Below are 12,671 nucleotides of genomic sequence, written 5' to 3'. Positions count from 1 at the left end.
ATGATATTGCCGTGGCTTCGCACATGCCGGGTGCGTCGCTGCGCGTTTTTTGCTTGGGGAACCCGGTAGACGTTTTGCCAACCGGAGTGCCGATGGCCGCCTGGAAACAGATCGTTCTTGCGCTTGTGATCCTGGTCGCGGCTGTCCTCGCCTGGGCGCGCTTCTTTCCGGGTGCGCCAGAGGTTCTGGCACGCTGGGGCATCGACTGGGCCTATGCTTCGGCGCCCGCCACCACCGGCGCGGTCGACACCACGAAACAGGCAAACGGCCGTAACGCCGCCGGGGGGCCGGCAAATGTCGTTGCCTTGCCGGCGACCACCGCTACCATCAACGATCGCTTGCAGGCGATCGGCACCGGCCGCGCCTACGCCTCGGTGACGGTCAACCCATACAGCTCCGGCCGTCTTGTTGAATTCCTCGTCCAGTCCGGCACCCGCGTCGACAAGGGGCAGATCATCGCCATCCTCGATTCCGAAACCGAGGTGATCGCGCAGGATCGTGCCAAGCTCGTCTTGCAGGACTCGCAGAACAAGCTCGACAGAGTGATATCGCTACGGGCTTCCAACGCCGCGACACCGGTCGCCGTCGCCGATGCTGAAGTGGTGCTGGCGGTCGCCAAACTGGTACTCCGCGATGCCGAACTTGCCCTGCAGCGCCGCTCGATCGTGGCGCCAATCGCCGGCACCGTCGGCATCCTGCCGATATCGGCCGGCAATTACGTGACCAGCCAGTCGGCGATCGCCACGCTCGACGACCGCTCTTCCATCCTGGTCGAGTTCCTGGTGCCCGAGCGCTTCGCCGCCGCCGTTAAGGTCGGCGCGCAGCTGTCGGCGACGCCGATCGCCAATCCGAGCAAGGCCTATACCGGCACGGTGTCGGCCATCGACAACCACATCGACGAAAAGAGCCGTACGCTGCTGGTCAAGGCGGCGATCGCCAATCCGGCGGATTCGCTGCGCGCCGGCATGTCGTTCGGCATCACCATGCGCTTCCCCGGCGACACCTATCCCGCCGTCAGCCCGCTGGCCATCCTGTGGGGTTCGGACGGCGCCTATGTCTGGCAGATCGAGGACGGCAAGGCCAAGCGCGTTCCGGTGCGCATCATCCAGCGCAACACCGAAACGGTGTTGATCGACGCTGAGATCGAGGATGGCGACATGGTGGTGACCGAAGGCACCCAGAGCGTCAGCGAAGGCGGCGAGGTCCGCATCGCCGGCAAGGACCAGCGCGCCCCCAACGCCGCCGAAGGCTCATGACCGCAGCCACCAACACCGCCAGCGAAACCGGCTTCACCGCGCTCTTCATCCGCAGGCCGGTCATGGCCTTCGTGCTCAACACGCTGATCGCGGTGGCAGGCCTTGCCGCCTTCTACGGCGTCGAGATCCGCGAACTGCCCGATGTCGACCGCGCGGTCGTCACGGTGTCGACTGCCTTCGAGGGCGCCGCCGCCGAAACCGTCGACCGTGAACTGACCGACACCATCGAGGGCGCGGTCGCCCGCGTCTCCGGCGTCAAGTCGATCTCGTCGACCTCCTCCTTCGGCCAGAGCCGCGTCACCATCGAGTTCAATGACGGCGTCGATTTGAACGTCGCCGCTTCCGATGTGCGCGACGCCGTCGGCCGCGTCGCCAACCAGATGCCGGAGACCGCCGATCCGCCGCGCATCGTCAAGGCCGACGCCAATTCCGATCCGGTGATGCGGCTGGCCGTCACCTCCGAGACCATGTCGGTGCAGGATATGACGGTGATCGTCCAGGACCAGATCGAGGACGAGCTGGCCGCCGTGCCCGGCGTCGCCGACGTCCAGGTCTATGGCGACCGCGACAAGATCTTCGGCATCGATGTCGACCAGAACAAGCTCGCCAGCCTCGGCTTCACCGTCGCCGATCTTCGTGCGGCGCTTGCCTCGGTTGCCTTCGATTCGCCGGCCGGCTCGATCACCACCACCAACCAGGATCTCATCGTCCGCACCACGGCTGACGTGACGACGCCGGAAGAATTCGAAAACATCATCATCGGCGGCACGACGCGCATCCGCGCCGTCGCCACCGTCACGCTCGGCCCTGACATCGGCCAGACCTCGCTGCGCTCGGACGGCAAAACCGGCATTGGCCTCGGCATCATCCGCCAGGCGGAATCGAACACGCTGGACATTTCCACCGGGGTAAAGGCCGCGGTGGCCAAATTGCAGGAAAACCTGCCCAAGGGCATGTCGATCAAGATCACCAGCGACGACGCCGTCTTCGTCAACGGCGCCGTGCACGAGGTCGAAATCGCGCTCGGCCTGTCGATCTCCATGGTGCTGATCGTTATCTATGTCTTTCTGCTCGACTGGCGCGCGACGCTCATTCCGGGCCTGTCGATGCCGGTCGCCATGATCGGCACCATTGCCGCCATCTATCTCGCCGGTTTCTCGATCAACATCCTGACGCTTCTGGCGCTGGTGTTGGCCACCGGCCTGGTCGTCGACGACGCCATTGTTGTGCTCGAAAACATCGTGCGACGGCGCAATGAAGGCATGGGGCCCCGCGCCGCCGCCGTGCTCGGCGCCCAGGAAGTGTTCTTCGCCGTCATCGCCACGACGCTGACGCTGGTCGCCGTCTTCGTGCCGATCTCTTTCCTGCCGGGCCAGACCGGCGGCCTGTTCCGCGAATTCGGCTTTGTGCTCGCCATGTCGGTGCTGCTCTCCTGCGTGGTCGCGCTGACGCTGTGCCCGATGCTGGCCTCGCGCATGCTGACCGGTGCATCGCTCCACCACGAAGGCGGCCATGGCATTGGCGCCCGCATCGGCGGCGCGCTGAATTCGGCCTACAAGCGCGGCCTGCATGCCTGCCTCGGCGCGCCGTGGATCGTGCTTCTGGTCGCGGTGCTGTTTGCCGCCACCGCCTTCACGCTGTTCGGCACCATCCGCCAGGAACTGACGCCGAGCGAGGACCGCGCCGTCGTGCTGTTGCGCATCAACGCGCCGCAAGGTGTCAGCCTCGATTACACCACGCAGCAGATGCAGAAGATCGAGCGGCTGATCCAGCCGCTGCGCGATTCCGGCGAGATCGTCTCGACCTTCGAAAATGCCGGCCAGAACGGCGCCTATAATTCCGGCTTCATGGTGATGACGCTGGCGCCGTGGGACGAGCGCGCGCGCAGCCAGCAGGAGATCATGGCGCAGATCAGCCAGCTGACCCGGCAGGTGCCCAGCGTGCGCATCTTCCCGGTACAGGCCAACAGCCTCGGTATCCGCGGCGCCGGCAACGGCCTGCAATTCGCGCTGGTCGGCAATGATCGCAAGGCGCTTGGCGACGCGGCGGTGAAGATCATCGCCCAGATGCAGGCCGACCCGCGCTTCCAGACGCCGCGGCTGTCCGTCGACCCGACGCAGCCGCAGCTGGCGGTCGCCATCGACCGCGAGCGCGCCTCCGACCTCGGCATCGACATATCAGGGCTTGCCAACACCTTGCAGGCGATGCTCGACGGCAACGATGTCGTCGACGTCTACATCGCCGACCGCAGTTACGGCGTGAAGCTGGTCTCGACCACCAACCCGATCAACGATCCGACCGATCTGGAAAACATCTTCCTGAAAATCGCCGACGGCCGCTTTGTGCCGATGTCGACCATTGCCACGCTGACCGAGCGCGCCGTGCCGCCGTCGCTGACGCGTGAGCAGCAGCAGCCCTCGGTGGCGATCACCTCCAACCTGAACGGCAATTTCGCGCTCGGCGATGCGCTTGGTGTCGCCGAGCAGATCGCCACGCCGCTGCTGCCACCGGGCAGCCGCATCCTGCCGCTGGCGGAAGCCGCCACACTGGGCGAGACCAACAGCGCCATGGTCACCATTTTCGGCTTCGCGCTGGTCATCATCCTTCTGGTGCTTGCTGCACAATTCGAAAGCTTCGTCAGCGCCGTCATCATCATGGCGACGGTGCCGCTCGGCCTTGCCTGCGCGATCTTTGCGCTGCTTTTGTCAGGCACCAGCCTCAACGCCTACAGCCAGATCGGCCTGGTGCTTCTGGTCGGCGTCATGGCCAAGAACGGCATTCTCATCGTCGAATTCGCCAACCAGTTGCGCGACCGTGGGCTCGGCGTGCGTGAAGCGATCGAGCAGGCCTCGATCATCCGCCTGCGGCCGGTGATGATGACCATGATCTGCACCATCCTCGGCGGCGTGCCGCTGGTGCTGGCCGCAGGCGCCGGTGCCGAGGCGCGCATCGCGCTCGGCTGGGTCATCGTCGGCGGGCTGGGGCTGGCCACCGTCTCGACGCTGTTCCTGACCCCGGTCGCCTATCTCCTGCTCGGCCGCTTCGTCACGCCGAAGACGCATGAGGAAGCAAGGCTGAAGCGCGAGCTGGAAGAAGCGGCGTACACCAATGTCGAGCCGGCGGAGTGAGATTAGCCCTCCTCGCCCCGTCTCTATACGGGGAGAGGATGCCGGCAGGCAGGTGAGGGGCAGCGCGAGCTTCTCACCGGTTCGCGCCGCCCCTCATCCGCCCTTCGGGCACCTTCTCCCCGTAAACGGGGAGAAGGAAGAGTTGCACCTACGGCCTGATAAACACCTTGCCATTCGGCTTGGCGAGTTCCGCCGGGACCTTCGCCATCGCCTCATCCAGCGGTAGCACCGCGGTCACGTCGGTCGACCAGCGGCCGTCGGAAAAGCGCTTTTGCGCTTCCATGATCGCCGGGCCGCGCTTGTCGCGGAACTGGCGCATCCATTCGACCAGCCAGAAGCCCTCAATATGCTTGTGCTGGAAGATCATCTGGCCGGGCTCGCGGATAACGGTGGTATCAGGATCAAGCCGGCCATAGATGATCCAGCGCGCGCGCTTCGGCATGGCGTCGAATATGGCCGACGCCAACGGTCCGGTCACCGCGTCGAGGAAGATGCGCGGCTGCTCGGTCTTGACCACCTCGCGCAGCGCAGCCTTGAAATCCGGCGCCTTCTCGTTGAGCACATGGACAGCGCCAATCTCCTTCAAGTGCGGGATCTGTTCGTCGCGGCGCACGGTGACGATCGGCCGATACCCTGCCTCCTTGGCGAGGCCCGCGATCAGCTTGCACAGCTGGCTGGCCCCGGCGGTCATGATGAAGGCTTTTTCGCCGGCTTCCTTGACGATGTCGAACATGGCAAGCGCGGTCAGCGGATTGACGATCAAAGCCGCGCCGTCCTCGTCGCGAACCGTGTCGAGCAGCGGGATGCAGACGGCGGCTTCCGCCACCGCGTATTCGGCCCAGGAGCCCCAGTTTGTCACACCGGTGGCAAAGGCGACGCGCTTGCCTGCAAGGCTCTTGGGATAGGGCTCGTCACCGGTGGCGACAATGGTACCGACCCCCTCGAACCCGGCGGGCTGGCCCTTGGCGCGTGGCTGCCCATACTGCCCCTTGATGAACATGACATCGGACGGATTGATCGAGGCAAGGCTGACCTTGATCAGCACCTGGCTCGGTCCGGGCGTCGGCACGCCGATGCTGCCCGGCTTGAGATACGGCTCCATCGCCTCCAGCACGGTGCCGGTAGGCGTCCTGGTGTAGCCGTCGCCGGTGAGCAGCAGCGCTTTCATCTCGGAGGGGATGGCCATGGCGGCTCCTTACGGTTTGAGGATGAGCTTGCCGGATGCGCCGCGGCCCAGCACCCGCTTCAGCACAGCGGCGGCGTCGGCAAGCGGATACGTGCCTTCGATCACTGGCCGCACCTTGCCGGAGAGATACCAGCCGACAAGCTCCTTCATGTTGTCGGCATAGACGCGCGGCTCCTTGGCGGTGAACGCGCCCCAGAACACGCCGACAACCGAAAAGCCCTTGACCAGCGCCAGATTGACGGGGAATTGCGGGATGGTGCCGGAGGCAAAGCCGATGACCAGCAGCCTTCCGTTCCACGCCATCGAACGGGCGAGCACGTCGAAGGTTTCGCCGCCGACCGGATCGAAGCCGACATCGACGCCCTTGCCGCCGGTGACCTCTTTCAGCGCCTCCTTGAGATTGTCGTAGCCGAGCGCGATGTCGGCGCCGGCTTCGGCGGCAATGCGGCGTTTTTCCTCCGACGAGGCGACACCGATGACGCGCGCGCCAAGCGCCTTGCCGATCTGGATGGCGGCAATGCCGGTGGCGCCGGCCGCACCCAGCACGCAAAGCGTCTCGCCTTCCCTAAGCTCCCCGCGCTGCTTCAGCGCATAATGCGAGGTGCCGTAGCCGGCCAGCAGCGCGCAGGCGTCAGCGGCGGGCATATCAGGCGGCAGCGGCATGACCAGCGGTTCGGCAGCCCCCACCCGCTCGGCATAGCTGCCATGGGTCGAGAGCACGGCGACCCGGTCGCCGACCTTGACCGATTTAACCTCCGGCCCGACCGCAATCACCGATCCCGCAACCTCCATGCCGGGCACGAAGGGCAGCGGCGGCTTCATCTGGTAGAGGCCCTGGACGAGCAGGCCGTCAGGATAGTTCACGCCGATCGCTTCGGCCTCGATGACGACGGTATTGCCCTTGGCCTCCGGCTCCGGCCAGTCGCCATAGACGAGCCGGTCGAGCGGCGCGAAATCGCGGGCGATGATGGCTTTCATCCGCTCAGACCTTTTCCTGCGTGTATTTCCTGAGCTCGGTGCGCGCCACTTGCCGGCGGTGCACGGCGTCCGGCCCGTCGGCGAGGCGCAGCGTCCGAAGATGCGTCCACGAGCGTGCCAGCGGCGTGTCCTGGCTGATGCCTTGCGCGCCGAACATCTGCACGGCCTCGTCGGTGACCTTGAGCGCGACGCGCGGCGCGATGACCTTGATCTGGCTGATCCAGGGGGCTGCGGCGCGCGCATCGCCCTGGTCGATCATCCACGCCGCCTTGAGGCAGAGTAGCCGCGCCATCTCGATCTCCATCCGGCATTCGGCGATGATGTCGAAATTGGCGCCGAGTTTTGCCAAAGGCTGACCGAAAGCTTCGCGGCGGACGGAGCGCTGGCACAGCAGCTCCAGCGCCATTTCGGCCTGGCCGATGGCGCGCATGCAGTGGTGGATGCGGCCAGGGCCGAGCCTGCCTTGCGCGATCTCGAAGCCCCTGCCCTCGCCGAGGATCAGGTTTCCCGCCGGCACCCGCACATTGTCGAAGCGAAGATGCATATGGCCATGCGGTGCATCGTCGTCGCCATAGACCTGCATCGGCCGAAGCTTGGTTACGCCCTTGGTGTCGGAAGGCACCAGGATCATCGAATGGCGGCGGTGCTGCGGCTCAGCCTCGCCGCCGGTGCGGACCATGACGACATAGATGGCGCAGCGCGGATCGCCGGCGCCCGACGCCCACCATTTCTCGCCGTTCAGCACATAGTCGTCACCCTGCTTTTCGCAGCGCATGGCGATGTTGGTGGCGTCGGACGAGGCGACATCCGGCTCGGTCATTAGATAGGCCGAGCGGATCTTGCCCTCGAGCAGCGGCTCCAGCCATGCGTGCTTGTGGTCTTCCGAGCCGTAGCGCTCCAGCACCTCCATATTGCCGGTGTCGGGCGCCGAGCAGTTGAAGGTCTCGGCGCCGAGATGCGCCTTGCCCATCTCCTCGGCCAGATAGGCATATTCGACCGTCGAGAGCCCATAGCCGCGCTCGGAGCCGGTCAGCCAGAAATTCCACAGGCCGCGCTCCCTGGCCTTACTCTTCAGTCCTTCCAGAATCTCGGTCTGCCGCGCGGTGTAGACCCAGCGGTCGCCGGCTTTGCCGACCTCGCTCAAAAATTCATGGTCGAGCGGCATGATCTCGTCGCGCACCATGGCGGCGACGCGGGCGTGGATCGGCTTCAGCCGCTCGGTCATGCCGAGATTCATGTCGCTCATTGTGTATTCTCCTCAGCCGCACCCAGGCCGCGCGCCGCGAAAGCGACGACCTCGTCGACAATTGCCTCGATATCCCCGTCCGTCTCAGCCGGGCGCGGCGTGTACCAGAACAGCGGCGAGTTGAGCGTCAGGAACATCAACTGCTCGGCAATGCCGATCGTGTCGAAGCGCATGTCGCCTTCGTCGCGCGCGGCGGCGATCGCCTCGCGAAAGATGCGGCCGTAAGCGTCGCGCGACTGCATCAGCCGGGTAAATTCCTCGCGCTGTTCGGGCGTGGTCGCGCCACGCAGGTAAAGCTCGACGCCTTCCCAGACGACGCGCTGGAACGGCTTGGTGCGGATCATCTGGCCGCAATGGATGGCAGCCATCTTGCGCCAGCGTCCAATCGCCGGGCCGGGCTGCGCGCGCACCGGCTCTATTGCGGCGAAATTCATGTCCATGCCGGCGCGGAATACATCGGCGAACAGATCGGCCTTGGATGGATAATGGTGGTAGATGCGGCCCTTGGTTGAGCCGAGGCTGCGCGCGACGTCGTCGATGGAACTCGCCGTATAGCCGCGCTGCATGAAACAGATGGCAGCAGCGCGCAATATGTCGGCGCGCGGGCGATCGAGCAGTGGAGTTTCGACGCCGAGCATCGGTTTCGCCTTTCACCTGCTTTCCGCAACCATGCGGGAATTGGGGCCTTTACGACTGGCCAAAAGTTGAACATACTACCGGGTATGTTGTCAATGCGGTAACCGCCCAAAGAGGCGAAGTTCCGCGGGGAGGATCGATGAGCTATCTCGATGAGCTGTTCTCAGTCGCTGGTAAAACCGCGCTGGTGACCGGAGCCGCGACCGGCATCGGCCGCATGGTAGCGACCGCCTTGGTCCGGGCCGGCGCCACCGTGATGATCGCCTCGCGCAAGGGAGAGGATTGCATCAAGGTCGCCGCTGAACTGAACGAACTCGGCGGCTCCGGCCACGCCGAAGGCTTCGCCGGTGACGTCTCCAGCGAGGCCGGCATCGCCGCCCTGGTCGCCGAGGTCAAGGCGCGGACCGAACGGCTGCACATACTGGTCAACAATGCCGGCATATCCTGGGGCGCCTCGCTCGAGGATTTTCCCTATAGCGGCTGGGCCAAGGTTTTCGCCGTCAACGTCACCGCCGTCTTTCACCTGACGCGCGAATTGCTGCCGCTGCTGGAAGCCGCGGCCAGCGACACCGATCCGGCCCGCGTCATCAATCTGGGCTCGGTGATGGGCACGCAGCCGCTGGCCGACGACGCCTATTCCTACACGGCGTCCAAGGGCGCCGTTCACCATCTGACACGGACGCTGGCGATCGAGCTCGCGGCGCGGCGCATCACCGTCAACGCCTTCGCCCCCGGCCCCTTCCAGAGCCGCATGACCGCCTTTGCCACCGGCACCGAGGAAAAGGCCAAACATGTCGGCAGTCATGTGCCGATTGGCCGTATCGGCGTGGCGGATGACATTGGCGGCGCAACGCTCTATTTGTGCAGCCGTGCCGGTTCCTATGTCACCGGCGCCATCCTGCCGATCGACGGCGGGCAGTCGGTGCAGCATGGGCTGACATTGTTCAAGGAATGAGCCGCGGCCGGCGGCAAGGGGAGAACATCGCAGTGGAACCGATCAGTCTCGATGTGCTTTTGGCCAGCGTCGGCAAGGAAGTCGGCGTCTCACCCTGGCGCGTGGTCACGCAGACCATGATCGACCAGTTCGCCGACGCCACCGACGACCATCAGTTCATCCATTGCGATCCCGAGCGCGCCCGCCTGGAGACACCGTTCGGCGGCACCATCGCGCATGGCTTCCTGTCGCTGTCACTGCTCTCGGCCATGACCTTCGAAACCATGCCGCCGCTGGAAAAGAGCAAGATGGGCGTCAACCACGGTTTCGATTCGCTGCGCTTCCTGGCGCCGGTAAAGACTGGCGCGCGCATCCGCACCCGTTTCGTGCTGGCCGACGTCAAGGTCCGGCCGTCGGGTTGGGTGCAGACGGCGCATGACGTGACCATCGAGATCGAAGGCTCGAAAAAGCCGGCGCTGACCGCGCGCTGGCTGACGCTGACGCTGATCGAGCGTGAGCCGGAGACCGCATGAGCGGCGACGCCAACGCGATCGATCAGGCAGCACTTGCGCCCTATCTCGAGGCGCACATCCCGGGTTTTTCCGGGCTTCATTCCATCGAAAAATTCAAATCCGGCCAGTCGAACCCGACCTATCTGCTGACCGCGGCCAGCGGCCGTTACGTGCTGCGCGCCAAGCCGCCGGGGCAGCTGCTGAAATCGGCGCATCAGGTCGACCGCGAATTCGCCGTGATGAAGGCGCTTGCCGGCACCGCCGTGCCGGTGCCCAGGATGCTGCATCTGTCGGGCGAGGACTCGCCGATCGACCGCATGTTCTACGTCATGGACTTCCTCGACGGCCGCATCTTCTGGGATCCGGCGGTGCCGGAAGCCAGCGGCAATAGTGAACGCGCCGCCCTCTACGATGCCATGAACGCCACGCTTGCGGCGCTCCACGATGTCGATGTCGGAGCGGTTGGGCTCGCCGATTTCGGCAAGTCAGGCAATTACTTCGAACGCCAGCTGGGCCGCTGGACCAGCCAATATCGCGCCTCGGAGACCGGCACTGTGGCCGACATGGACCGGCTGATCGCCTGGCTGGAGACGCATATGCCGGCCGATGACGGCAGGATATCCCTCGTGCATGGCGACTACCGGCTGGACAATATGATCTTTGCGCCCAGCGAGCCGAAAGTGCTGGCGGTACTCGACTGGGAACTGTCGACACTTGGCCATCCCTTTGCCGACATCGCCTATCAGTGCATGCAATGGCGCCTGCCGCACGCCTCGGGCTTTCGCGGTCTTGGCGGCATCGACCGCGCCGCGCTCGGCCTGCCCTCGGAGGAAGCCTATGTCGCGGCGTATTGCCGGCGGCGCGGGCTTTCCGGCATCGATATCTGGAGCTTCTTCCTCGCCTTCTCCTTCTTCCGTTTGGCGGCCATCTGCCAGGGTGTCTACAAACGCGCGCTCGACGGCAACGCCTCCAATCCCGAGAAGGCCAAGACCTATGGCGAGGCGGTGAAGCTGCTGTCGCATCTTGCCGGAAAACTGATCGACCGAACCTGAACCGACAAGGAGGCATAATGGGCCGTTTCGATGGAGCGACCGTGCTGATCACCGGTGCCGCCGGCGGCCTCGGCCGCGGCGCGGCGAAAGGTTTTGCCGCCGAAGGCGCCCGCCTGGTGCTGTCCGATATCGATGAAAAGGCGCTGGCCGAGCTTGCCGGCTCGCTGCAGGCCGAGACCGCAATCCTTGCCGGCAACATAGCGGACGAAAAACTGTCCGAGGATCTGGTGAAACTGGCGGCGGACAAATTCGGCCGGCTGGATGTCGCCATCAACAATGCCGGCATCGTCCAGAGTTTCGTGCGCCTGCCGCAAGTCGCCTCCGACGAGGCGCGCCGGGTGCTGGAAATCGACCTGCTCGGCGTCTTCTATGCCATGAAGCACCAGATCCCGCAGATGGAGCGGCAGTTCAAGGCTACGGCCAAGGGTGGCGCCATCGTCAATATCGCCTCGGTTGCCGGGCTGGTCGGCGCGCCGAAACTGTCGGTCTATGCCGCCGCCAAGCATGGCGTCGTCGGGCTGACCAAATCCGCGGCCGCCGAATATGCCACCAAGGGCATCCGCATTAATGCCGTCTGCCCGGCGCACACGCGGACCGCCATGGTCGACGACTTCGTGCGCCTGTCCGGCGCGCCGGAAGCCGAGGCGCTGGCCGACTTGACGCGCGGCGTGCCGATGAAGCGGGTGGCCGAAGTCGACGAGGTCGTGACAGCCATCCTGTTTGCCGCTGACCCCGCCAATTCCTTCATGACCGGCCACACGCTGGCCGTGGATGGCGGCGTCGGCGCGATTTGATAACTCCGAATTTGGTAACCCCAGATTTGGTAACCCCAGATTTGGTAACCATTGCCGTGGCGGAACCTACGGCGCCCTTGTCCGTTTTCGTACAGCGTATATAATTTAGCCAACACCACCACATGAAGGCAGACTCACGTGCCGCTGAGCGTCCAGAAACGCCGCGAAAAACAAAAGGCCGAACTGCGTTCCGAGCTGCTCGACGCAGCCCACAAGCTCGTCAAGGAAGAGGGCTATGAAGGCCTGACCATCCGCAAGCTGGCCAACCGGGTCGGCTATGCCCCGATGTCGGTCTATTCCTACTTCGCCGACAAGCAGGACATCCTGTTTGCGCTGGCCGAGGATGCGTTCGAGACACTTGCGCGCAATATCGAGGCGCACCCTTCCGACGACCCGATCGAGGCGCTGAAGGCAGTGATGACCGAGTATGCCGCCTTCGGGCTCGGCAACCCCAACGAATACCGCACCGTCTTCATGACTGAAAAGACCAAGCTGCCGGAGGGCAGAAGCTATGAGGACATGGAAGAGGCCAACCCGGCGATGAAAGCGCTGATCTCAAGGGTCGAGGCCTGCGTCGCCGCCGGCAAGCTGCAGGGCGACGCGCGTGCCATCGCCACCATGCTGTGGGCGGTCGGCCACGGCACCATCTCGTTGCTGATTACTTTTCCGTTCTACCCCTTTGGCGACCCGCAGGCTTTCGTGAAGCGGATGTGCGATTCCACGCTTGCTTCGCTCACCACGCAGGACGTGCCACCGCTCACCGAAACCCCGGTCAACTGCTGAGCATCTGGGTTTTCTCCATCCTCCAATTGAACATCCGGCCTGAAGCTTCTGCTGTGTCAGTACGCCGCAATTTCCGGCGTTCAAAAAAATTTGTCGTACGTGTACGTTTTCTGACTTGAAAACCCGTTTCCTCGGACGTATTTGTACGTTGTATCGTACATGTACG

Annotated in this window: 11 protein-coding genes; 7 read left to right on the top strand and 4 right to left on the bottom strand. The window is 64.6% G+C overall.

Annotated features, from left to right (window positions below):
- Positions 1 to 92 precede the first annotated feature (92 nt).
- Together AC1D1B_RS12060 and AC1D1B_RS12055 are read left to right on the top strand one after the other, a co-directional pair.
- Entirely contained in the window at positions 93 to 1,256 is a 1,164-nt protein-coding gene (locus tag AC1D1B_RS12060) for an efflux RND transporter periplasmic adaptor subunit (RefSeq protein WP_477332378.1), read from the top strand.
- Positions 1,253 to 4,384, top strand: a complete 3,132-nt coding sequence (locus tag AC1D1B_RS12055) for an efflux RND transporter permease subunit (RefSeq protein WP_477332376.1) — start codon at positions 1,253 to 1,255, stop codon at positions 4,382 to 4,384. Before AC1D1B_RS12060 ends, AC1D1B_RS12055 begins: the two co-directional genes overlap by 4 nt.
- Before the next feature lie 148 nt (positions 4,385 to 4,532).
- On the opposite strand, the gene AC1D1B_RS12050 is transcribed toward AC1D1B_RS12055, so the two are convergent.
- Genes AC1D1B_RS12050 through AC1D1B_RS12035 form a run of 4 tightly spaced genes read right to left on the bottom strand, consistent with a single transcriptional unit; the run spans position 4,533 to position 8,432 of the window.
- On the bottom strand, positions 4,533 to 5,570 hold the full coding sequence (locus AC1D1B_RS12050) for a zinc-binding dehydrogenase (protein WP_477332374.1): 1,038 nt from the start codon (positions 5,568 to 5,570) through the stop codon (positions 4,533 to 4,535).
- Positions 5,571 to 5,579: 9 nt separating this feature from the next.
- Positions 5,580 to 6,548 (bottom strand): NADPH:quinone oxidoreductase family protein, encoded by a 969-nt coding sequence (locus AC1D1B_RS12045; RefSeq protein ID WP_477332372.1) that lies wholly within the window; start codon positions 6,546 to 6,548, stop codon positions 5,580 to 5,582.
- A gap of 4 nt (positions 6,549 to 6,552) precedes the next feature.
- Positions 6,553 to 7,794 (bottom strand): acyl-CoA dehydrogenase family protein, encoded by a 1,242-nt coding sequence (locus AC1D1B_RS12040; protein ID WP_477332370.1) that lies wholly within the window; start codon positions 7,792 to 7,794, stop codon positions 6,553 to 6,555.
- Positions 7,791 to 8,432, bottom strand: a complete 642-nt coding sequence (locus AC1D1B_RS12035; protein ID WP_477332368.1) for a TetR family transcriptional regulator — start codon at positions 8,430 to 8,432, stop codon at positions 7,791 to 7,793. Before AC1D1B_RS12035 ends, AC1D1B_RS12040 begins: the two co-directional genes overlap by 4 nt.
- Before the next feature lie 137 nt (positions 8,433 to 8,569).
- On the opposite strand from AC1D1B_RS12035, the gene AC1D1B_RS12030 reads away from it, so the two are divergent.
- From AC1D1B_RS12030 to AC1D1B_RS12010, 5 genes are all read left to right on the top strand, one after another.
- Complete coding sequence (locus AC1D1B_RS12030) at positions 8,570 to 9,385, top strand: SDR family oxidoreductase (protein WP_477332367.1); 816 nt, start codon at positions 8,570 to 8,572, stop codon at positions 9,383 to 9,385.
- Positions 9,382 to 9,897: a MaoC family dehydratase gene (locus tag AC1D1B_RS12025; RefSeq protein WP_477261141.1), complete on the top strand. Its 516-nt coding sequence runs from the start codon at positions 9,382 to 9,384 to the stop codon at positions 9,895 to 9,897. The genes AC1D1B_RS12030 and AC1D1B_RS12025 overlap by 4 nt, the downstream gene beginning before the upstream one ends.
- On the top strand, positions 9,894 to 10,928 hold the full coding sequence (locus AC1D1B_RS12020; protein WP_477332365.1) for a phosphotransferase family protein: 1,035 nt from the start codon (positions 9,894 to 9,896) through the stop codon (positions 10,926 to 10,928). The genes AC1D1B_RS12025 and AC1D1B_RS12020 overlap by 4 nt, the downstream gene beginning before the upstream one ends.
- 17 nt (positions 10,929 to 10,945) lie before the next feature.
- Positions 10,946 to 11,722: an SDR family NAD(P)-dependent oxidoreductase gene (locus AC1D1B_RS12015; protein WP_477332363.1), complete on the top strand. Its 777-nt coding sequence runs from the start codon at positions 10,946 to 10,948 to the stop codon at positions 11,720 to 11,722.
- 138 nt (positions 11,723 to 11,860) lie between these two features.
- Positions 11,861 to 12,505, top strand: coding sequence for a TetR/AcrR family transcriptional regulator (locus AC1D1B_RS12010; protein WP_477332361.1), 645 nt, complete (start codon positions 11,861 to 11,863; stop codon positions 12,503 to 12,505).
- The last annotated feature ends 166 nt before the right edge of the window (positions 12,506 to 12,671 follow it).

This window comes from Mesorhizobium sp. P2_C5_2 (assembly GCF_056404535.1).
This window is presented reverse-complemented; position numbering and strand designations above follow the sequence as displayed.